The 19,893-nt window shown below is 59.6% G+C and carries 20 protein-coding genes and 1 riboswitch; of the genes, 13 read left to right on the top strand and 7 right to left on the bottom strand.

The window, feature by feature from the left end; all coding sequences use genetic code 11:
* Positions 1–12: 12 nt before the first annotated feature.
* From M0D68_RS03255 to M0D68_RS03245, 3 genes are all read right to left on the bottom strand, one after another.
* Positions 13–699, bottom strand: coding sequence for an ABC transporter ATP-binding protein (locus M0D68_RS03255; RefSeq protein ID WP_236079117.1), 687 nt, complete (start codon positions 697–699; stop codon positions 13–15).
* A 2-nt stretch (positions 700–701) separates the two neighbouring features.
* Entirely contained in the window at positions 702–1,850 is a 1,149-nt protein-coding gene (locus M0D68_RS03250; RefSeq protein ID WP_211707726.1) for a porin, read from the bottom strand.
* Between the two features lie 78 nt (positions 1,851–1,928).
* Positions 1,929–2,507 carry a TetR/AcrR family transcriptional regulator gene (locus M0D68_RS03245; protein WP_200621006.1) on the bottom strand — a complete coding sequence of 193 codons (579 nt, stop codon included), beginning with the start codon at positions 2,505–2,507 and terminating at the stop codon, positions 1,929–1,931.
* A gap of 130 nt (positions 2,508–2,637) precedes the next feature.
* Here M0D68_RS03245 and M0D68_RS03240 point away from each other — a divergent pair, with 130 nt between their 5' ends.
* The 4 genes from M0D68_RS03240 (at position 2,638) to M0D68_RS03225 (ending at position 7,814) form a co-directional block, all read left to right on the top strand.
* The gene (locus M0D68_RS03240; RefSeq protein WP_266223757.1) at positions 2,638–3,372 is read left to right on the top strand and encodes an SDR family NAD(P)-dependent oxidoreductase; all 735 of its coding nucleotides are present in this window, start codon (positions 2,638–2,640) and stop codon (positions 3,370–3,372) included.
* 103 nt (positions 3,373–3,475) lie between these two features.
* Positions 3,476–4,075 (top strand): NADPH-dependent F420 reductase, encoded by a 600-nt coding sequence (locus M0D68_RS03235; RefSeq protein WP_266223756.1) that lies wholly within the window; start codon positions 3,476–3,478, stop codon positions 4,073–4,075.
* Positions 4,076–4,281: 206 nt separating this feature from the next.
* A riboswitch (yybP-ykoY riboswitch) is annotated at positions 4,282–4,468 on the top strand.
* An 11-nt stretch (positions 4,469–4,479) separates the two neighbouring features.
* Positions 4,480–5,070, top strand: a complete 591-nt coding sequence (locus M0D68_RS03230; protein ID WP_093634427.1) for a TMEM165/GDT1 family protein — start codon at positions 4,480–4,482, stop codon at positions 5,068–5,070.
* A gap of 284 nt (positions 5,071–5,354) precedes the next feature.
* Positions 5,355–7,814 (top strand): bifunctional diguanylate cyclase/phosphodiesterase, encoded by a 2,460-nt coding sequence (locus M0D68_RS03225; protein WP_211707723.1) that lies wholly within the window; start codon positions 5,355–5,357, stop codon positions 7,812–7,814.
* A 42-nt stretch (positions 7,815–7,856) separates the two neighbouring features.
* On the opposite strand, the gene M0D68_RS03220 is transcribed toward M0D68_RS03225, so the two are convergent.
* Positions 7,857–8,612 carry a hypothetical protein gene (locus M0D68_RS03220; RefSeq protein ID WP_266223755.1) on the bottom strand — a complete coding sequence of 252 codons (756 nt, stop codon included), beginning with the start codon at positions 8,610–8,612 and terminating at the stop codon, positions 7,857–7,859.
* A gap of 198 nt (positions 8,613–8,810) precedes the next feature.
* Between M0D68_RS03220 and M0D68_RS03215 the strand changes: the two genes are divergently transcribed.
* The 6 genes from M0D68_RS03215 (at position 8,811) to M0D68_RS03190 (ending at position 13,706) form a co-directional block, all read left to right on the top strand.
* The gene (locus M0D68_RS03215) at positions 8,811–9,614 is read left to right on the top strand and encodes an anti-sigma factor (protein ID WP_093634142.1); all 804 of its coding nucleotides are present in this window, start codon (positions 8,811–8,813) and stop codon (positions 9,612–9,614) included.
* The gene (locus tag M0D68_RS03210) at positions 9,554–10,618 is read left to right on the top strand and encodes a DUF1571 domain-containing protein (RefSeq protein ID WP_266223754.1); all 1,065 of its coding nucleotides are present in this window, start codon (positions 9,554–9,556) and stop codon (positions 10,616–10,618) included. The genes M0D68_RS03215 and M0D68_RS03210 overlap by 61 nt, the downstream gene beginning before the upstream one ends.
* 153 nt (positions 10,619–10,771) lie before the next feature.
* Complete coding sequence (locus M0D68_RS03205) at positions 10,772–11,512, top strand: hypothetical protein (protein WP_266223753.1); 741 nt, start codon at positions 10,772–10,774, stop codon at positions 11,510–11,512.
* 42 nt (positions 11,513–11,554) lie between these two features.
* Positions 11,555–12,199, top strand: coding sequence for a methyl-accepting chemotaxis protein (locus tag M0D68_RS03200; protein WP_266223752.1), 645 nt, complete (start codon positions 11,555–11,557; stop codon positions 12,197–12,199).
* Between the two features lie 233 nt (positions 12,200–12,432).
* Complete coding sequence (locus M0D68_RS03195; protein WP_266223751.1) at positions 12,433–13,233, top strand: acetoacetate decarboxylase family protein; 801 nt, start codon at positions 12,433–12,435, stop codon at positions 13,231–13,233.
* A 98-nt stretch (positions 13,234–13,331) separates the two neighbouring features.
* On the top strand, positions 13,332–13,706 hold the full coding sequence (locus tag M0D68_RS03190; protein WP_093634138.1) for a tautomerase family protein: 375 nt from the start codon (positions 13,332–13,334) through the stop codon (positions 13,704–13,706).
* 11 nt (positions 13,707–13,717) lie between these two features.
* On the opposite strand, the gene M0D68_RS03185 is transcribed toward M0D68_RS03190, so the two are convergent.
* The gene (locus M0D68_RS03185) at positions 13,718–14,437 is read right to left on the bottom strand and encodes an ABC transporter substrate-binding protein (RefSeq protein ID WP_266223964.1); all 720 of its coding nucleotides are present in this window, start codon (positions 14,435–14,437) and stop codon (positions 13,718–13,720) included.
* 362 nt (positions 14,438–14,799) lie between these two features.
* On the opposite strand from M0D68_RS03185, the gene M0D68_RS03180 reads away from it, so the two are divergent.
* Positions 14,800–15,324: a thioesterase family protein gene (locus M0D68_RS03180; protein ID WP_266223750.1), complete on the top strand. Its 525-nt coding sequence runs from the start codon at positions 14,800–14,802 to the stop codon at positions 15,322–15,324.
* A 128-nt stretch (positions 15,325–15,452) separates the two neighbouring features.
* Here the strand turns inward: M0D68_RS03180 and M0D68_RS03175 are convergent, their stop codons facing one another.
* Complete coding sequence (locus tag M0D68_RS03175) at positions 15,453–15,773, bottom strand: DUF4148 domain-containing protein (protein WP_266223749.1); 321 nt, start codon at positions 15,771–15,773, stop codon at positions 15,453–15,455.
* Positions 15,774–16,279: 506 nt separating this feature from the next.
* On the opposite strand from M0D68_RS03175, the gene M0D68_RS03170 reads away from it, so the two are divergent.
* Positions 16,280–17,464 (top strand): porin, encoded by a 1,185-nt coding sequence (locus tag M0D68_RS03170; protein WP_093634134.1) that lies wholly within the window; start codon positions 16,280–16,282, stop codon positions 17,462–17,464.
* 62 nt (positions 17,465–17,526) lie between these two features.
* Here the strand turns inward: M0D68_RS03170 and M0D68_RS03165 are convergent, their stop codons facing one another.
* Positions 17,527–18,570 carry a LacI family DNA-binding transcriptional regulator gene (locus M0D68_RS03165; protein ID WP_054033920.1) on the bottom strand — a complete coding sequence of 348 codons (1,044 nt, stop codon included), beginning with the start codon at positions 18,568–18,570 and terminating at the stop codon, positions 17,527–17,529.
* 93 nt (positions 18,571–18,663) lie between these two features.
* Between M0D68_RS03165 and M0D68_RS03160 the strand changes: the two genes are divergently transcribed.
* Complete coding sequence (locus M0D68_RS03160) at positions 18,664–19,878, top strand: phytanoyl-CoA dioxygenase family protein (protein WP_266223748.1); 1,215 nt, start codon at positions 18,664–18,666, stop codon at positions 19,876–19,878.
* Positions 19,879–19,893 lie beyond the last annotated feature (15 nt).

The raw sequence follows: 19,893 nt of genomic DNA, 5'->3' as shown, positions 1-19,893 counted from the left end.
GTAGCGATTCCGTTATCGATGGACAGTCTGCGCTACACGTCCTTGCGCAAGCGTCACGATCGTGTGCGCGAGCGCATCGGCTTCGCTGCGATCGTGGGTCACGTACACGGCGGTCGTGCCGAGTTGCGCGAGGACGGTGCGAATGTCGTCGCAGAGGGTGGCGCGTAATTGCGTGTCGAGATTCGAGAGCGGTTCGTCGAACAGCAGCACGCGTGGACGCGCGACGATCGCGCGTGCCAGCGCGACGCGCTGCTGCTGGCCACCGGAGAGCGCCGACGGGCGGCGCGCGGCCATCTGTTCGAGACCGACGCGCGCCAGCGCTTGTGCGACCGCAGCAATCCGCTCGGCGCGCGGCACGCCACGCATTTCCAGCGGAAACGACACGTTGCCCGCTACCGTCATGTGCGGCCAGAGCGCGTAGTCCTGGAACACCATGCCGAGGTCGCGTGCTTCCGGCGGCACACAGTGCGATGGATCGGCCACGGTCTCGCCGCCGAACATCACACAGCCCTCGTCCGGACGCAGCAGCCCGGCCAACAGCTTGAGCAGGGTGCTCTTGCCGCAGCCGGACGGCCCAAGCAGCGCGAGCGTCGTGCCCGCCGGCACGTCGAGATCGATGCCGTCGAGCACGGTCTGCTCACCGAAACGCTGACGAAGTCCGCGCAAGTGGATCGATACGCTCGCGTCGTTCATTTGCATGCTTAGAACTTGTGGCGGATGCCGGCCATCAGACCGAACTGGTTCTTGCCGGCCACGACGTCCGTGCCGAAGCCGTTCAGACCCAGGTTCGAGCCGTTGCGGTTCAGCGCGTACGCGAGGTTCAGATACAGATCGGTGCGCTTGGACAGGAAGTAGTCCGCATCAACCTGGAACGACCACGGGTCGCGCGACGTGCCATAGAAGTTCTGGTACATCGCCGTGCTGGAGAGCGCGAGGTTCGGCTGCGCGAGCCAGGTCGCACCGAGCCAGTAGAGGCTGGTTGCTTCAACGGGCGATGTGCTCAGCGTGCTCAGGTGCACCGCATGCGAATCGAGGTATCGGTAGCCGGCGTAAGTCGTGACCGTGGAAATTTTGTAGCTTGCTGCGAACGATACGCGGCGATCCGTATCGCCTTCGTAGCCGCCGACCTTCGAGGTATGCGCGGCTGTGGGACTCGTGCTGCCGCCATTTTTCTGGTCGTACACGAGCGTCGCGCTGAACGGGCCGTGCTTATAACGCAGGCCGCCTTCGATCACCCGGGCAAAACGCGTGTCGCCGGCCGGCTGCGGGCCATACGTGACCGCGTCGTAGCCGAAGCTGTATTGCACGATCGCAGTCAGTTCGCCGAAGCGTTTTTCATAGCGAACGGTGTTGTCGAGCCGGTCCGAGAATGCCGGGTCTTGCATCTTGATGGCATAGACCGCGTTCTTCAGCGGGTTGTATTCGCTGACCCAGTCGAGGAACAGGCCGCCCTGGCGGCCCAGCGAGAACGAACCCCAGGTGTCGTTCGCGATGCCTACATAGGCGAGCCGGCCGAACTCGCGGCCGCCTTGCAGCAGGGCGCCGCTATCGACGTTGATGCCGCTTTCGAGCAGGAAGAAGGTGCGTGAGCCGCCGCCGAGATCCTCGGTGCCGGTGATGCCCCAGCGCGAGCCGGACATATCGCCGGACGTCAGACGGGTGACGCTATGCGTCTCGCCTTTCGACGACGATGCGCTGGTGAGATATTCAAGACCGGTATCGACGATACCGTAGAGCGTGACAGACGAGCCGGAAATGGCGGGTGATTCGTCGGCATGTGCGTAGGCAGACAGGCTGGCGCAGACGGCCAGACAGCAGCCTACCGCCGTAGTGCGGTAGGAGTGGTTCACGGATTGTGTCCTCTTTGGGATTAAATGTGAGCCACGAATGTAAGCGGACCTTAAGTCACCAGCGTGACAGGAGGGCCGCTAGAACGCTGCCTTCTTGATATCGTTGCCAGGCCGATTTGCCAGGATGGCGCCCGTAATAACGTGAAAGAGATGATCCCCCCGTGGCGCGAATCCAGGCTGGCCGACGAGCCAGCCGAACGCCGACATCAGGGCGAACAGGTCGACTCCATCGATATCGGCGCGCGCCGTTCCCTCGGCTTGAGCGCGGACCAGTAGTCGCGCGCCCGCTGAACGCAGCGCTGTGCTCGAAGCATGAAGCGCGGAGTCCGGGTCCGCGTGCGCGGTCGCAAACAAGGCGCAGATACCGTTATAGGTACGAACGAATGCAACCCCTTCGCGAAACCAGGACACCAGCGCTTCGTCAGGTGGATTCGACGTTTCGAGTTCGGCTGCCTGCTGTATCAGTTCGTCCACTTTCATGCGCAGCAACGCTTCGAACAAGGCTTCTCGTGTCGGGAAATGGCGAAATAGTGTCGCCAACCCGACGTCGGCCCGGCGGGCGATATCTCGCATGGATGCATCGGCACCATGCTCGGTGACGACGTCACGCGCGACTGCAATGAGATGGTCGTAATTCTTTCTGGCGTCAGCTCGCATAAATTGCCTTGACAAACGGATCAGTGATCCGAATATAATGAACCTGTATCCGGATCAGTGATCCACAAGATACAGCACATTCGTGCAGATGGGAACAGACGCGCAGTACGACACCACGAAAGGAGATGTCATGGGAAAGCTCGAGGGTAAGGTTGCAGTCATCACGGGTGGATCAAGCGGCATGGCGCTGGCGAGCGCCAAGCGGTTCGTTGAAGAAGGCGCCTATGTCTTCATCACGGGCCGGAGGCAGGAGGCGCTCGACGAGGCCGTCAAACTGATTGGCCGGAACGTGACCGGCGTGCGCGGCGACGGGGCCAATCTGGACGACCTCGATCGCCTGTTCGATACAGTCAAGCGGGAAAAGGGCAAGATCGACATCCTGTTCGCGAGCGCAGGCACGGGAGAAGCCGTCCCACTGGGCGAGATTACCGAGCAGCACTTCGATGCGACCTTCGGTCTGAATACGCGCGGAACGCTGTTTGCGGTTCAGAAGGCGTTGCCGCTGTTCAACGATGGCGGGTCGATCTTCATGACCGGGTCAGTTGCTTCGGTGAAAGGTTTCCCTGGTTATGGCGTGTATGCGGCGAGCAAGGCGGCGTTGCGCTCATTCGCACGCACTTGGCTTAACGAACTGAGGGCCAGGAATATCCGGGTGAACGTGCTGAGCCCGGGGCCGATCGCCACACCGATGCAGGACCAGGTTCTCACCGAGGAGGCGAAGCGCATGTTCGAATCCCTGATCCCGCGGGGAAAGATGGGGCGTCCTGAGGAAATTGCGACGGTCGCGCTGTTTCTTGCGTCAGACGATTCGAGCTTCGTGAATGGGGCGGAGTTGTCTGTCGACGGCGGCTTCTCGGCCATCTGAAATCGCGCCGAAAGGCGCGTAGAAGGACCTTTCAACTCGACAAAGATGATCTGATTTGTGTCGATAAATTTGGATTCCTTACAGTACTGAATGGAGAGTCCGCATGAACTATTCGATTATTGGCTTTGGCGCGATAGGCCAGGCACTCGCCCGAGCGTTTGCAAGAAAGAACATCGATGTGACCGTCGCCAGCCGGCGCCCTCCCGAGGCGTTGATGCAACAGGCACGAGCGATCGGCCCCACCGTTGTCCCCGCGACGCTGCAGGATGCAATCGCGTCCGACACGATCTTCCTCGCGGTTCCGTTTTGGGAACATCGCGAAGTCGCGAAGCAGATCCCAACCTGGCAGGGCAAGACGATCATCGACACGACAAATGGTTTCGGTGTTCCCGTTGAAGATCTGGAAGGTCAGCCGTCGGCCGCGGTTGTCGCCAAAGCGTTTACCGGTGCCAGGTTCGTAAAGGGCTTTAACCACCTGCCCGCTGCCGTTCTGGCCGCTGATCCGAGCGTGAATGGCGGCAGCCGCGTCGTGTTTTTGTCGAGCGATGACGAAAATGCGGTGGCACCGGTCGCTGCTTTGGCCGAACAACTCGGTTTCGCGCCGATTGCGCTAGGACCGCTCAAGGATGGCGGCTTGCTTGTCCAAGGCAGAGGGAATACCTGGGGTCAACTGATCTTCAAGGACCTCGTCAAGTTCAAATAGCGGCGCCTCACGACGACGTGACAGCGGCCACGCGCTTCGATGTGGACGCGGGCGCTTCTGGGTAGGAGCGGACGACTCCCCAAAGAAAGAGGCGAACATATCGCGCGCGAAAGGCATTCGTAATAATTGGCGCACGCAGCAATGCTCGACTGCGAAAAGCGCTATTGTGGCGACTTGCTTCTGCGACACATGGCGCGATAGAATCGCGCCTGCTCATTGGGGAGTAGCCGCCTCGAACGCCATGTTCGAGGGCGCACGTCAACATACTTGGCGAGTCGAAAGACCCGCTATGGCGTGCGCAGCTAAATGCCTGGCAAGACCGATGACTCGCATTCCGACCTAACCGGGTCGCCGGAATGCGCGTCATCGCGTTTTTTCTGCGCGGCCCGGATACAACAACCCCCATGCAATCCTTCCTCATTTCGACCAGTGTGGTCGGCCTTGCTGAAATCGGCGACAAGACTCAGCTTCTGTCCCTGGTTCTGGCAGCGCGATATCGCAAGCCCATCCCCATCATCCTTGGTGTTTTTGCCGCTACGCTCATCAACCATGGTGCATCTGGCGCACTCGGCGCGTGGCTTGCGAGCGTTCTGAGTCCAGGCATTCTGAATTGGGCGGTTGTCGCGTCGTTCGCCGTGATGGCGGTGTGGATTCTCGTTCCGGACAAGCTGGACGACGCCGACGCGGTTCTGACGAAAAACTCGATGGGCGTGTTCGGCACAACCGCACTCACATTCTTTCTCGCCGAGATGGGCGATAAAACCCAAATCGTCACGATTGCCTTGGCGGCGCGCTTTCACGAGTTTTTCGGTGTGGTTGCTGGTACGACGCTCGGCATGATGTTGGCCAATGTGCCCGTCATCTACCTGGGACACAAATTTGCGGATCGCCTGCCAACAAAGGCGGTCCACATTCTGGCCGCGATCATCTTCGTTGTGCTCGGTGGCCTCGCCCTCAGGACCGCGCTGTATCCGCAAGCGCATCCGCTGTTCTAGTTCGCGGCTGACGCGCGCACTGCACTGCAGTCCACCCACGCGAGACCTTTAGAAAAAACCGGAGCGTGCCGTTAATAAGCGGTGGTCCGACATAACGTGGACCGGGATCGGAGTCGTCCGTCATTTGCTCGGTTCGGAGTCAACGAACGAACCGAGCGATGCGTCGGATCACGACTTCCGGATGCGCACGTCGTCTACGGGCGGACTGACACTTTCAGTTTCCTTCCGCCCAACCTGCTCGAACAGGTCACCTGGTCGACGTGCCGTTCCACATCGGAGCAATCGTGATCAGACAGAAGGGCACCCAAAGGCGTCGATATCTGTGGCGACGCAACGCAGCAGAAGACCAAGTTGAGCAGACGTCGTCGAACGTGCCCCCCGCGCGCCGCACGGCAGTATTTGGTCTCGTCCTCGTTCTGTTGAGTGTGCCGCTCCTGGCCTTCTGGGGCGCGTATGAAAGTTTGAGTGCCGGTTTCGCCGCGCAAGCCGCCAACGAGGCGGATAACGCTTTCGAGGAAGCCCGCTATAGCGTTGCATGGGAGGAATCGGCCGAGCGCAAGTACTTCCAGGACCCACGCCCGGAGGTTCTTCGCGAGCACCGCGAGGCCGGTGAAGCACTCGACGCGGCGCTAAAGAAGGCAATGACCCTTGAGCCTGACAGCAGCGCGATGCTGCGCGGCCTGCTGGAGAAGCACGCGAAGTATCGATCGTTCGCCAAGCCGATGTTCAAGGCCGTCGACGATCACGATATCGCCAGAGCCAACGAGATCGACGAGGACTCGGCCGATCCGCTCTTCGACGATATCGAGCAAAAGGTTCTCGCAGCAGCAGCACAGCACCGCGACGATGCGACGAAGCAACTCGAACGGCTCGTTGCCGTACAACGGGTCGTCCTGATATCGACCCCTGTAGTGCTGGCGATCGGCGTGGGGCTCGCGCTGCTGTTTCTTCAGATGCTGCGGCGCATTCGCAAGAACGTGGACGCGGCGGCTCAGAACGCGCTGCGCACGAGCGAACAGAGGTTGCAGGCACTTGTCGCCAACACGTCGGATGCGATACTCGTTTCCGACGTCAACGGGACTGTGACTTACGAGGCGCCGACGCGACGACCGGACCCCTTGAAGAACATGGGCCAGCTCGTCGGCACCAGTCTGCTCGATCCGATTCATCCCATCGACCGTCCCACGCTGCAGGGCCTGTTGGAGACCGTATCGTCGACGGCTCGATCCACGAAATCCATCGAGATCCGTACTCGAGGCGAAGGCGACGCGTGGCGCTATATTCAGCTTACCTTGACGAACCTTTTGGACGAACCGGCCGTCGGCGCAATCGTGGCGACCGCGAGCGACACCACCGAAAGAAAGAACTTCGAGGAGCAGCTCGCGCGACGGGCGTTCTACGACACGCTCACCTCGTTACCGAACCGCGCACTGCTGCTGGATCGTATTAGCCAGGCCGAAGCTCGCGCGCGTGAGCGTAACGCGATGATCGGCGTCGTTTTCATCGACCTGGACAACTTCAAGCGGGTGAACGACAGTCTCGGACATCACGTGGGAGACCGGCTGCTGATCGCAGCGGCCAAGCGTCTCGAAGGATGTGTTCGTCCGACTGACACAGTCGCGCGACTGGGCGGAGACGAGTTCGTCATCCTGCTGGAACACTTGGGCAGCGAAGCGACGAGCGAAGGCACCCTGGTCGCGGACAACATTCTTGCGCAATTCAGTCAGCCGTTCGATCTCGACAACAAGCAGTACATCGTCAGCGCGAGCGTCGGCTTGGCATTCGCGCACGCGGGTCGCGGCCGCGGCGATGCCGACACATTGTTGCGGGACGCCGACGTTGCCATGTACCGGGCCAAGAACGGCGGAAAGGGCCGTTATGTCGTTTTCGAAGAGAACATGCACGCTGAAGCAGTCAAGAAGCTGGAGATTGAAACGGACCTGCGTTACGCGATCGAGCATCGCGATCTACGCGTGTATTTCCAGCCCATCATGCAGCTTCAGGAGGCAGGGTTCCGGGAAATGGAAGCGCTCGTGCGGTGGCAGCACCCCACGCGAGGTTTGTTGCCGCCGTCCGAGTTCATTGCGATTGCAGAAGAGAGCGGCCTGATTATTCCGCTCGGACGATACGTACTGGAAGAGGCGTGCCTGCAAGTCGCCCGCTGGCAACGGGAGTTCCCAACAGAACCGCCGCTGCAGATTAGCGTCAATCTCTCGCCTCGGCAGTTCGATGATCCCCACCTCGTTGCCGACGTGGCTGCGGCGCTCTCCAACGCTCACATCGAGGCAGCCTCGCTGAAACTGGAGGTCACGGAGGGTCTGATCATGCGGGATACCGAAAAGAGTATCGAGACGCTCCAGAAGCTGAAAGACTTTGGCGTCACAATCGCAATCGACGACTTTGGTACGGGCTATTCATCGCTCAGTTATCTTCGCAGGCTGCCGCTGGATGTGCTGAAAATCGATCGATCCTTTGTTCAGGGCATTGGCACGAGTGCGGAAGACGATGCGATCGTTCGTGCTGTGATTTCCATGGCGCAGTCTCTTGGACTGTCCGTCACGGCCGAGGGGATTGAAACGAGTGAGCAGGCAAGACTGCTTCGGGAATGGTCGTGCCAGGCGGGACAGGGCTATCTTTTCTCACGACCTCTGCCTGCGGAGGAGTTCACCGCGCTGTTTCGCTCGAGTTCGCCCGGTTCCAGCCGCAGCCATTCTGCGGGTGACTTCACCGTGGAATTGACCTGACCTATGCGTGAGTGGTGTCGGTTGAGCGTGTGTCGTGTTGCCTCACATCATGCCGCCCATGCTTCCCGTGCCGCCTACCCCGGTTCCACCGGTCCCGTTTGTGCCGGTATTTGGCGATGTGGCAATCGGATGTGCGGCCCCCGCCGTCGCGATAAGTGAGACGGCGGCTGCGTCCGGTTCTCCGTTGGCGTCGATTGCGCCAAGAGAGAGGAGCGCTTCGAGATCGCTGTCCTCGCCTGGCTGACCGACAGTGAATGCGGTGGTCAGAAAATTGGCGGTGGAAAGCGTAACACTGTACTTTTGCTGCAGGTTCTGGACGACAGCGGCCTGCGCAGTCAGAACGTTCGTCTGATTCTGCAGCGTCTGCTGAAATTGCGTGTTAGTCGCGAAGCCGGCGATCAGCCCGCTTTCATTCGTACCGAGTTGCGCCGCCAGATACGACAACATCAGATCCGTCTCCGGCGTGACGTTGAACGTGCCGCCGGCGAACGTTGCGGAGTGCAGCGTCGTCCCGCCCGAAGTCGCAGCGATCATGCACGGCATCGCTGCGCTGAATGCCGCATGGTAGTTTCCGCTCGCATCTGCTGTGACCGACATCGAGCCCCGCGCGCAGTTGATGCTGATCGTCGCGTTCGCGAGCGCCTTGCCGGTTGCCGCCGTACCGGCGATCGAAACCATCGACACGCTGCTTGCGCTACTTCCACCGCCTCCGCCGCCGCAGCCAGCGAACAACGCAACGGATGCAATTAGCAGCCCTGCGCTGACAGAACGGATGACGTGCTGTTGTCGAGTGCTCATCGAAGTCTGCCGGTGGTTCGTATGTCGTCTAAACGATTTTGCAGGGGCGTCTATTCCACCTTGCGCGCAGTTCCTGATGGAATATAGCGGCCCCGCCGTACGTTTATTCGGGGTGTCGACGCTAGAAATGATGCATGGCGCTCTGCGCGACATTCCATCATCACGCGGCATCCGCTTGGGGGAAGTTTGAAACGAACCATGAACGACCATGGAGACCGAACGAGGCGAGGCCTGGGCGACCCGGATTTGCGGCCGCTATCGGCGTTTGCCGACGATGAACTGTCCGCCAGGGAGCACGAGACCACGCTCGTTCGACTGACGACCAACCCTCGGGCGGCCGAGCGCGTGGCGAACTACCGCGCGCAAAAAGCCGCGCTGACAGCACTGTTCGGAGAACCGCACGACGATGCGCGCTGTATCGTCGTGCGCCACCGTACGTCATGGTGGCAGCAGGCCGGCGTGGCGGCATCGTGCGTGGCGATGGGCGTGGCGCTCGGCTCAGTACCAGGCTGGATGTCGACGAATATCGCGGCTGATTCACCCGTGTTCGCGAAGCGCGCCGACATCGCTTTCGCGGTGTACGCGCCTGAGCAACGCCACCCCGTAGAAGTAGCGGCGCCGCAACGCGATCAACTGGTCGACTGGCTGTCACGGCGCCTCGGTCAGCGCTTGTCGGTGCCTTCGCTTCGGGAATATGGCTTTTCGCTGATTGGCGGCCGTTTGCTGCCCGGCGAATCCGGCCCTGCCGCGCAGTTCATGTATCAGAACACGGCAGGCGCCCGGCTCACGATGTACGTTGCAGGGGTTCCAAAGGACGCGACGGCGTTCCGCCTGTTTCGTGACGGTAATCGCAGCACGTTCTACTGGGAGAGTCAGGGGACGGGATGCGCGCTGACTGGCCTCGTCTCAGAGGTGCAATTGCGATCCATGGCGGTCGACGCATGCAGCATGCTCGGGCGGGCGTTCAGAAGCCGGGAAACCAGCGGCGGTTTGAACCCATGATGTTTTGCGGAGCGCGTATTTCAGACCACCCAGCAAGCCGAAGCTCGGTGCTTGCCGCAGGTTGGCAGGCAACCGTGCGGACCTTGCTGTGCGCGTTCGCGTTGACATGCCTGTTTGTCTCAACGGACATTCACGCCCAATCTAATAGCCCGATTTCACTGGCTTCATCCCGCGCGTCGGCGGGATGCGCCGATGTTGCCACGCCGGATACCGTGAGTATGGACGTCAACCGGTTCCGGTGTCTCGCAGCTCGCGATCAGGCGGCTTCGTTGCGAACGTGGATTGAAAGCCGCTCGCTTCTGCCCCTCACCGACGCTCAGATCCTTTCGCTGATGGATGCAATGAAGCCGGATGCCTTCGTCGAGTACGCGAGGTCCGACATGGTTCCCGGCGACGCCTGCGAATACAGGATGTTCCGCCAGGAGCGGATATCCGGAAGATGGTCCGATCGGCCCGATCACATGGTTGTCCGCTACCAGGACACCCCTCGAAAAGTCTACGCAAAATGGCTACCCGACGGCGCCCATGCAGGACAGGAGATTCTCTACGACGAAACAAGCGATCCTGATAGCATCGTCGCCCATCTAGGCGGCGCGCTGCGTATCGTCTCGGGCAAGGTCGCCGTCGACGGCGCGTTCGCGCACACCCAGTCCCGCCATAGTGTCCGCGATCTCGGCCTGCAGTACATTGCGCGCACCATCGAGCACGATGCCCATAGCTTTCATGAAGAAGGCCTGACTGAAAAACCGACCCGTATCGAACTCATGAACGTGCACGGCGCGCGCTTGCTTGCATGGACATGGACGGCACCGTCGGGGCCGCCAGCGCATTATGCGCAGCGCGTGAGACTGCTATTCGATCTGCAGCACTCCTGGCCCAGTGGTGAAGCTGCATGGAACGAACGCGGCGACCAGGTGGAGATGATCCGTTTCGAAGACGTCGTCCCTCACCACTGGAGCGATTCGATTTTCGACCGACGTAACCCAGAGTACGGTTTCCATTGATCTAAAGAATCGGTCACGCATGCCGTTATGCAGGTGCATTGTGCGTGGACGAGGCCCCACGTCAACAATCGCGCGCTCAAGCCGTTGTCCGCAGAATATTCGGCGAGCGCGCGGCCGCACCAGGCCAATAAAAATAGATACTGAGAGACCCGCATGAAACAGCCAGACGAGTTGTTGCACACGGTTTACGTGAAGGCCGACAGGCTCATGCTCGTTGTCGTATGGGCCCTGTTCGCGATCTCCTGCTTGTTGGCGATACGCGACTACAACTTGCGCGCCGTACTGTGGGTCGGATTGCCTACCGTCGTGATCGCCTCGACGCTAACTTACTGGCGCGCAGGCGCACTCGTGACGCGTCTCTTCCTCGCGGCCAGTCTGATGACATTCGCTGCGTTGCAGATTCATCAGGTGCACGGTCTGACTGAATTGCACTTTGGCGTCTTTGTGCTGATGTCGTTCCTGCTGGCCTATCGGGACTGGCGACCGATTCTCTGCGCCGCCGGCGTCATCGCGGTGCACCACTTCTCGTTCAACTATCTCCAGCTTGCCGGATTGGACGTCTATTGCTTCACCGAGCCCGCGTGGTCGACCGTGCTGACGCATGCAGCCTATGTAGTCGTCCAGGCCGGGTTGCTGATTTTCATTGCATGGCATATGAAAGCCGATGCACAGACGGGCCGGGAGCTGGCCGTTCTTGGCGAAAACCTTTCACAGCAAGAGGGCAAATTCGACCTGCGTCTTCCGCCGATGAAGCTCAACGGCGCCAGCAGCCGCACCTTCAAGGACACACTCAACGCCATCCACGACGCGATGCGAGGCATCACCACGACGATCGACCAGATGGCTGTTTCATCGGACGACATCGCTTCCGAAAACCACACCTTGTCGCAGTAATTCAGCACGCAAGCTGAAACGCTCAACGCGACCAACACGGCGATGGAGCAGATCGCGCAACGGGTGAGGGAAAGCGCGGAACATGCGGCATCGGCAAACAGCCTCGCGCGGCAAACTTCAGCCGCGGCACAGCAAAGCGAACAGGTTGTCAGCGAAGTCGTCGATAAGATGACTGAGATTAATGACGCCGTGCATCGAATGGGCGACATGATCACGATGATCGAGAGCATCGCGTTTCAGACGAATCTTCTCGCGCTCAATGCGTCGGTCGAAGCGGCCCGTGCGGGCAGCCACGGGCGGGGTTTCTCGGTGGTGGCCGAGGAGGTTCGTACGCTTGCGCATCGGAGCGCGAGCGCTGCGCGTGAAATCAAAGGCCTGATTGGCGATTCTTTACAGCGTGTCGAGCACGGCTCGACGCTCGCGACACGCGCCGGCACGGCCATGCAACACGTTGTCGGCAATGTAGGAGACGTGGCCAAGTTGATCGAGCACATCAGCGCGTCGAGTGATGCCCAGAGCCACGATGTCGATCGGTTCAGTCAAGGCATGGGCGAAATGGACGCGATGCTGGTGCGCGATGTCGAACACGTGAAGGGCGTCGCTTCGGCGTCGGCCAGTTTGCGGGAGAAAGCGCGGACTTTGCGTGAGGCAATGTCGATATTCCTTGTCGAGCACGACGTGAACTGATCCTGAGAGCGGGCACAACTGCTGCGCGGCCGTGCGATTTCGAAAGCGGTAGCAGGCGGGACACGGCACTATTAGCTCTCGCGCGGCGCGCCGGATCGACCGCTACGGCGGATCGCATTCTGGCCGCGCGTTGTGTCCTCGAACGGTCTGCGTCCACTGCTACGCGGTGTCCGGAGGACACGCATGGATTCCACGTATAGCGACTTTCGTCGCGCCGATCAAGGAGAAGCGAGATGCATAAAGCGTTTTCGGTCCCTATCACTCCGCAAGGAAAGTCCGCACTGGCGACGCTGCCGCCGTGGCACTATTCCAGCGACTGTCTCGCCATCGAATACTGGGCCGATCAGAAAGCGATCGCGGCGCTCCTCCCGCCGGGCGTCACGGTGGACGAGAAATCCGGCGGCCGGGCCTTCTTCTGGTTTCTGGATTGGCAGTTCACGGGTTCCAATGACGAGGTGACGGACCCGGCCCGCTATCAATACCGCGAGGCTTTCGTTCTGGTCGAGGCGGTCTTCGACGGTGTTCCGGTCAACTACTGCCCCTACATCTTCGTCGATAACGACGCCGCCATCGCCCGCGGATGGGCGCAGGGCTTTCCAAAGAAGCTCGCCAGCGTCTACCAGACTCGCAGTTTCTCCGCGCCCAGTCTGGCAGCGGCGCCGCTTGCAAAAGGAAGCCGCTTCGGCGCGAGTGTGTCCGCGCATGGAGAGCGGCTGGCGACCGCCCGCATCCAGCTCGAGGAACCTGTTGCTGACCCGACGACCGTGTTCAACCGGCCAACAACAATGCGCCGTTACTTTCCTCAACTCGCCGCGGGACTTCAGGAGAAGCCGCCGGTCGACGAATTGACTATGTCGCTCACGGATAATCTTGCGATCGTGGATGTCTGGGCCGGGTCGGCGGAACTGAAGATTCCCGAAGTCGCCGGTGAGGACATGAACCTGATTGCGCCCGTGCGCGTCGGCCGGGGCTATCGGCTCGGTATGGCGTACTCCGTGACTGACCTGCGCATTCTGAAGAACTACGTCGAGTGATCGTCTGGGTGCCCCTATGCGTTGGCAGAGGGTCCGGTTACGAGAGGCGCTTTCTTCGATGCGAGCGCCCGTGAAACATCAGTCCAGGAGTCGCTCTCATGCCGCTCTACACCTTGACTACTCAGAACGGCGCACTAAGCAGTGACGCCAAGGCCAAGCTCGCGATGGAGCTGACTAACCTGCATTCCGAATTCGCGGGCGTGCCAAAAAACTGGGTGCATATTGTGTTTCAGGACTATGCGCCGGGCAGCGGGTTCACCGCCGGAGAACCGGCGGCAACCGCCGCGCTCACGCTTTTGATGCGGGCCGGGCGGCCACCTGAGTACAAGCGCGAGTTGATACAGCGTCTTTGGAAACTGTTTCAGACCGCGACGGGAGCGCCCGATGACCAGATTGTCATCGGCATTCAGGACGTACCGGCCAGTCAGGCGATGGAGATGGGACAGGTCATGCCGGACGTCGCGAACGAATAGGATGGGGGGCGCTACTCGTCGTTGCCTGCGACTTCCGCACCGGCGATGTGATGCCGCGCCAATGACGCCGCGACGAAGCCCGACGTCTTCATATCTTCAACGAACTTCGACAGATACATGGCCGCTTCATCGCCCTTGGCTTTTGGCACACCCAACGCCTGACGGATCACCATGAAGCGCTGGTCCAGTAACCGCAATCCGCCCGCTTTGGCGGCGTCTTTTTCGAGCTGTTGCTTGACGCCTGCAGCCACGTCCAGATGCTGATCCAGAAATCCCTGCACAACCGCCGGTGAAGTTGGAATCCGGACGATTGTCGCGTGATGGAGTTCGCGCGTCAGAAACAGATCGTAGGCGCTACCCTTGCCAACTGCGACGGTCACGCCGGGTTGATCGACACCCTCGTTAGTCGTGATCGGCGAGGTGTCGCGCACGAGATAAAAGCCCTCGATCAGCACGTACGGTTTGGTGAAGGCGATTTCCTGTCCGCGCTTCGGATCGACGGCGAAGAACCCGATGTCTGCCTTGTCCTGATTCACGTTGTCAACCGATTCACCCGCCGACTTGACCGCGATCAGTTGCAGCGGTACGCCCAGTCGTTTGGCGAGCTCGGTAGCGAGATCGACAGACACGCCGACCGGTTTGCCCGTTGCCGGATCAAGATTTGCCAGAATCGGATTGCCGAGATTGATCGACGCGCGCAGCGTGCCGCTCGGCGCGAACACGCTTGCCATCGATGCGCCCGCGTCTTTCGTTTGCGCGACCGCTGGCGTGGGAACGGGTACGGACAAGACCGCACTTGACGCCATTAAGGCCGCCAATGTTTTGACCATGCCGCTACGGCGTTTTGCGATTGAAGGCTTTGTCATCTTGGGGTGCCCTTGATTAGCGTGCCAGAGCGATATTATCCGGGCATTTGGCGAAGCGCGTGCGCCGGCAACATATCCCTACGTCGTGATTCACCACTGCATGCCGCATCTTTTCGAGGGAATGTTCTACAGATTTGCCTCGCCCTCTGCATCCCGGATTTTATCTGCGCGACTACCATTCACGCTTTTGTGCCGCGCGCGGCGCGTTCCTATCACCGGGTTTTCGCATGAGCCTACTAATTCGTTTGCTGCTTTTGTTAATCACCAGTCGTGGCCGGAGCCGGCTGCACGTGCTCGACACGTGTGTCACGCCATTTCGAGTGTGGCTCAATGACCTCGACGTCTTGCTCCATATGAACAACGGCCGCTACTTTACGATCCTCGATCTGGCGCGCGTCGATCTGATGATGCGTAGTGGTCTGTGGCGGCAATTGAAGGCACAAGGCTGGTACCCGGTCGTCACGCTGGAAACGATGCGTTTTCATCGGTCGCTCGAGCTTGGCGACCGCTATAACGTCCAGACTCGCGTTATCGGTTGGGATGAGAAGCACATTTTCATCGAGCAAGGGTTCGTGCGTGATGACGTGCGGGTCGCATTGGCCGTTGTGCGAGCACGGTTCCTGAAGCGAAGTGGTGGTGTTGTGACGACTGCCGAGTTGCTGGAACTGTCGGAGATTACGCAGCCGTCGCCAGAGTTGCCAGGATGGGTTGCGAAGTGGAGTGAGGCCGAAGGAGGGATGGCGCTTACGTAGCCTTCTTTTTGTGGGCAGAGGTGGCGGCTGTCACACGACGGCAGGCTACCCACGATCGTGTTCGATCGCCCGCGCGACTCGAGCCATCATCAGCTTGACCACGCGTGCGATTCAGTACGCGTAAAGCGTCAAGGTGCGACCGCAGGAGCGTTGGTAGGCTTTTGACCATTCGCCTTCTGCTGGGCATTCTGCAGATTCTGCGGATAGTTCGTTTGATCTCCCGCCGGGTTATACCCGTTCTTTTCCAGCTTACTGAGCTCGGCATTTTTCTTCGCGCGGCGCGCCTTGCGGTCGGCCTTCTTTTGCGCCTTCATCTCCTGCTTCGACATAGCACTATCGGAGGCGCCGGCATCGCTTGTCGCTGCATGAGCTCGCAACGTCGGAAGTGAGAGGAGACTCAAAGCCATACCTGCTGAAACAACAAAAACAGACAGTTGCTTGAACTTCATACGTATCTCCGTATGGGTGCGTTAGGCGGCGTGAGACTGCTCACGGTCCATTTGGGTTGGTTCCTGAGAAGAACGTGTCTCTTCGCATGGGCAACGCTCGAACCGTAATCGATGAGACGTCGACAGGGATACAGGGGTTAACCGCGAGGAGGCGAGGAGGCATAACGCTGAAAGGCTTTTGCGCACTTGCTCTAACGCGGATTTTCCCTGATTTCACGAAAGAGATTCCCCTTTCTGCTCTTTGTTCGAGTGGATGGGGAATATACACTCGGGCAAAAATACAAGCGCAGTTCAGGAGACGTGCCCCACGGAAGTTATTACCCTCCGCCTAAGCCTTACTCCAGTGCTTGTTTTTTCTTCTCATTTCCTTCCTTGCGAGCGTCTCTGAGACTCCACGTCCTTCAAGCGTGTCGCATTTGATCAACGATTGACGGGCGCCGGGAAAGATGTGAGCTCCTGCTGTATCAGGAGACGTACGTAGTACAACTATATTAACGGAGATAGCGATGAAGAAACTTCTGTTCGGCATGTTCGCATTGTCTGCGACGGCAACCGCGATGGCTCAGAGCAGCGTCACGTTATACGGCATCGTGGACAACGGTATCGCATACGAGACCAATCAACCGAAGGGGCATGTATTCGGTGCGCAAAGTGGAGGCTGGGCGCAATCGAGATTTGGTCTCAAAGGCAGTGAGGACCTCGGCGGCGGCACCCATGCAATTTTCACGCTCGAGTCCCGACTGAATACCATGACCGGGGCTTTCGCGAACGGAAGTTTCTTCGAGGGGCAGGCGACCGTAGGCCTGCAGAATGACACCTGGGGGCAAATCAAGTTCGGCAACATGGGTTCGGCTGAGATAAGTCAATACTCGGGCGACGTCGACCCCCAGCAAACGAAGAAGTATGCGATTGGAACGCTGGTACGCGGCCGCATCTTTTCGCAGGCGGCGAACGGCGCGGAGTACCTGTCGCCGACGATTGGCGGCTTTACCCTGCAAGGCCAGTATGATTTGACGAATTCGTCGACGTGGAACGCGGGAAATCCTGGAAGCGCACCTGGTCAACTCGGTACTTCTAGCGGACTCGGAAGCTCGCAGGGGCGCTCGGATGGTATCAAACTCTCTTACGCGAACAAGGGCCTTTTCTGGCAGGCGACCTATGACGAGGTTCGCGACGGAAACGGCCAATTCAGCAACGTGTACCTTGCTTCCCGCTCGATTCTCACGGGCTTGACGTACGCATTCGGTCCTGTGACTGGATACATTGGCTACCAGCATCTGAGCGCTCCGAACGCATCGAATGCGGGCTATTTCGGCACGGCGACCCCGTCAGCGTTGCCGGCAGGAACGAGCCTCCCGACAGCCGTTAATCATGAGTGGATTGGCGCGATCTGGCAGACGACGCCCGCACTTGCTATCACCGGCGCCGTCTATCACGCGAATGCAAACAATGGGAACGGGAACGCAACCCTCTACACGTTGGGGGCGAACTATTCGCTATCCAAACGGACGCTCCTGTACACGGAACTGGCGTATGTGAGAAACAGCTCGTCGTCTAACATCGGCCTCGACAGTGGTCTGTATGGCGCGAATATCAACAACGACCCCGTCAACGGGAGCACCTCGAGCACCAACCCCAACTATGGCAAAAGCCAGTTTGGCGTTATTGCAGGGTTGGCGACGAAGTTCTGATGCTGTCGAGAGGTCCGGGTGACGATTGATTCCCGGACCTCTCAGGAACACGAGTGGTCGATTCAATCGCGGAAACGACTGGCGATGTGGTCCGGAATGTTTTCTGGCGTCACGACCACGACCGAAGAAGATGACGCGACAGAGGATGCTGGCAGGAGCTTGTGGAAGTGCATGACGTGATGACACGCGGAGCGCATGTCCTGTCGGAGATCATGATGCAGGATTGCCTGAATCCTTCCAGTGCGTAGAAGCTGCACATTATCCTTGTCCAGATCGTGACCGATGAAACAGACCGGAGCTTGCTGCTGCGCTTCCAGCGCGCGAAGAATCGCGACATTACCCCCGCCCATGGAGTACACGGCAGCGATACAAGTACCATCGTTGAGAACGCTTCGGACTCGCTCTTCAGTCGGTAAATCAAGACCATGTCCGCCGCTTGCATCGATCAGCCTGAGTTGGGGGTGGTGCTTGCGCAATGCTCGACGAAAGCTTATCTCGCGCTCCTCCTCGCCCCGAAAATGCTCGTCGCTCATCGTTATCAACACATTAGCCGCCTGGGGGCCCAGCAAAAGGCCCAGAAGGTAGGCCGCCGTGGCCCCAGCGACGCGATTGTCGAGCCCGGCGTAGGCGATGCGTCCCGACAGCGGTATGTCGGTGAAGACGGTGACGACGGGAATACCGTGATGCTGGAGTTCGCGGACCACCTCGGCAATCTCGGGAACGTCGCGGGCTTTCAGAAAAACACCATGGCTGCCTCTTCGGGCGATAGATCGAAGAGCATCCACGACTTCGGGCGTCGTCATCGTCTCCCGCAACAGGAAGCGCGGACGAACAACCGCCGGGTGCATCAACGCGAGTTCCGCTTCGAGCGCATTCTTTATCTCGTCGCTGAACCGCGCCGGTGCTTCCACTACCACGTCGACCATGAGCTTGCGCCCCGTGGTCGCCAGGTTTAGCTCCTGTTTCTCAAGTTCTTTTATCGCCTGCTCAACCCGATTGCGAGTGTGCTCCCGGACGTTCGCGCGTCCGTTCAGCACCCTATCAACAGTTGCCACTCCAAGCCCTGCCTGAAGGGCAATTTCCTTGATCAAGAAGCGGTGAGCCAATCCGACCCTCCATCTTTGATAGTTTTTTGATGTGTTTCTGATAATTCGATCTGTGCTTTGCGAGCTATCCTACATCGAATATAGGAGGCACGTATGGACGACCGACGCGGAGACTATCTCGCTGAGCGAACCAACTGGTATCGCGAAAGCGACTGCAGCTTGAGCGATTTCGTGAGAGCGCTCAACGCGACAGGGGAGCGCGGGCTACGCTACGCGACAACGTCGGTTCAAGCGATTCCTGTATACGAATGCCGCGAGCTGGAAGAAGTGCGCTCGTCTGAAACGGAAAGGCTTCAGCTACTGTCGGAGTGGGCCGAAGTCCTGCGAGATGGAGCGGGCGTCTTTGTGCTCAAGCGCGCTTTTGCCGACACCGGGTGCGTGGATGAGGCGACGGCCATCTTCGAATCGATTATTGAAGCCGAGAAGAAATCGGGCTCGAAGGCTGACCATTTCGCGAAAGCAGGCGCAAACGATCGTATCTGGAACGCGCAGGAAAAACTCTGCCTTGCGGCACCTGATGTCTTCGCCAGATACTTTTCGAACCCTTGGCTGCCGGCGGCCGCCGAGGCATGGCTTGGCCCGTGCTTTCAGGTTACGTCGCAGGTCAATGTTGTCAGACCCGGCGGCGAGGCACAGCAAGCCCATCGTGACTACCATCTGGGCTTCCAGACGGCTGAGATGGCGTCGTCTTTTCCAGCGCACGTGCATAGGATGTCGCCTTTTCTCACGCTGCAAGGGGCTGTTGCGCACAGCGACATGCCAGTCGAGAGCGGTCCGACCAAACTCCTGCCTTACTCGCAGCGATACGCTCAAGGCTATGTGGCTTGGCGTAGATCTGATTTCCGCGAGTATTTCGAGAACAACTTCGTTCAGGTGCCGCTTGCCAAGGGCGATGCCATCTTCTTCAATCCGGCGCTATTTCACGCAGCCGGGTCGAATCGAACGAGCCACGTTCAGCGCATGGCAAACCTGCTTCAAATCTCGTCGGCTTATGGTCGGGCGATGGAAGCCGTGGATCGAACGCGCATGTCCGAGACTCTCTACCCAGTCCTTCGGGACGGATTTAAGACCGGCAAGATAAGCGGGCTCGAGGCGCTGTCGGTGATTGCCTCGTGCGCCGAAGGCTATGCGTTCCCGACAAACCTTGACAGGGATCCGCCCGCCGGGGGGCTCGCGCCAGAGAGCCAAGGCCAGATGATGCTCAGAGCGCTTCGGGAGGACTGGGAGCCGGCCGAGTTTGCGCGAGCCCTCGCGAAGCATGCCTGGCGTCAAGGGCATGGCGAATCCACTGAACTGATAGATTATTGATGTGTTTTTGTGACT

It is taken from the genome of Paraburkholderia sp. SEWSISQ10-3 4, assembly GCF_030464785.1.
GTDB lineage: Bacteria > Pseudomonadota > Gammaproteobacteria > Burkholderiales > Burkholderiaceae > Paraburkholderia > Paraburkholderia aspalathi.
This window is presented reverse-complemented; position numbering and strand designations above follow the sequence as displayed.

Coding starts and splice junctions, on each gene's coding strand:
- M0D68_RS03255 (WP_236079117.1), bottom strand. CDS start 699: ATGCAAATGAACGACGCGAGCGTATCGATCCACTTGCGCGGACTTCGT.
- M0D68_RS03245 (WP_200621006.1), bottom strand. CDS start 2,507: ATGCGAGCTGACGCCAGAAAGAATTACGACCATCTCATTGCAGTCGCG.
- M0D68_RS03240 (WP_266223757.1), top strand. CDS start 2,638: ATGGGAAAGCTCGAGGGTAAGGTTGCAGTCATCACGGGTGGATCAAGC.
- M0D68_RS03235 (WP_266223756.1), top strand. CDS start 3,476: ATGAACTATTCGATTATTGGCTTTGGCGCGATAGGCCAGGCACTCGCC.
- M0D68_RS03230 (WP_093634427.1), top strand. CDS start 4,480: ATGCAATCCTTCCTCATTTCGACCAGTGTGGTCGGCCTTGCTGAAATC.
- M0D68_RS03220 (WP_266223755.1), bottom strand. CDS start 8,612: ATGAGCACTCGACAACAGCACGTCATCCGTTCTGTCAGCGCAGGGCTG.
- M0D68_RS03215 (WP_093634142.1), top strand. CDS start 8,811: ATGAACGACCATGGAGACCGAACGAGGCGAGGCCTGGGCGACCCGGAT.
- M0D68_RS03210 (WP_266223754.1), top strand. CDS start 9,554: ATGCAGCATGCTCGGGCGGGCGTTCAGAAGCCGGGAAACCAGCGGCGG.
- M0D68_RS03205 (WP_266223753.1), top strand. CDS start 10,772: ATGAAACAGCCAGACGAGTTGTTGCACACGGTTTACGTGAAGGCCGAC.
- M0D68_RS03200 (WP_266223752.1), top strand. CDS start 11,555: ATGGAGCAGATCGCGCAACGGGTGAGGGAAAGCGCGGAACATGCGGCA.
- M0D68_RS03195 (WP_266223751.1), top strand. CDS start 12,433: ATGCATAAAGCGTTTTCGGTCCCTATCACTCCGCAAGGAAAGTCCGCA.
- M0D68_RS03190 (WP_093634138.1), top strand. CDS start 13,332: ATGCCGCTCTACACCTTGACTACTCAGAACGGCGCACTAAGCAGTGAC.
- M0D68_RS03185 (WP_266223964.1), bottom strand. CDS start 14,437: ATGGCAAGCGTGTTCGCGCCGAGCGGCACGCTGCGCGCGTCGATCAAT.
- M0D68_RS03180 (WP_266223750.1), top strand. CDS start 14,800: ATGAGCCTACTAATTCGTTTGCTGCTTTTGTTAATCACCAGTCGTGGC.
- M0D68_RS03175 (WP_266223749.1), bottom strand. CDS start 15,773: ATGAAGTTCAAGCAACTGTCTGTTTTTGTTGTTTCAGCAGGTATGGCT.
- M0D68_RS03170 (WP_093634134.1), top strand. CDS start 16,280: ATGAAGAAACTTCTGTTCGGCATGTTCGCATTGTCTGCGACGGCAACC.
- M0D68_RS03160 (WP_266223748.1), top strand. CDS start 18,664: ATGGACGACCGACGCGGAGACTATCTCGCTGAGCGAACCAACTGGTAT.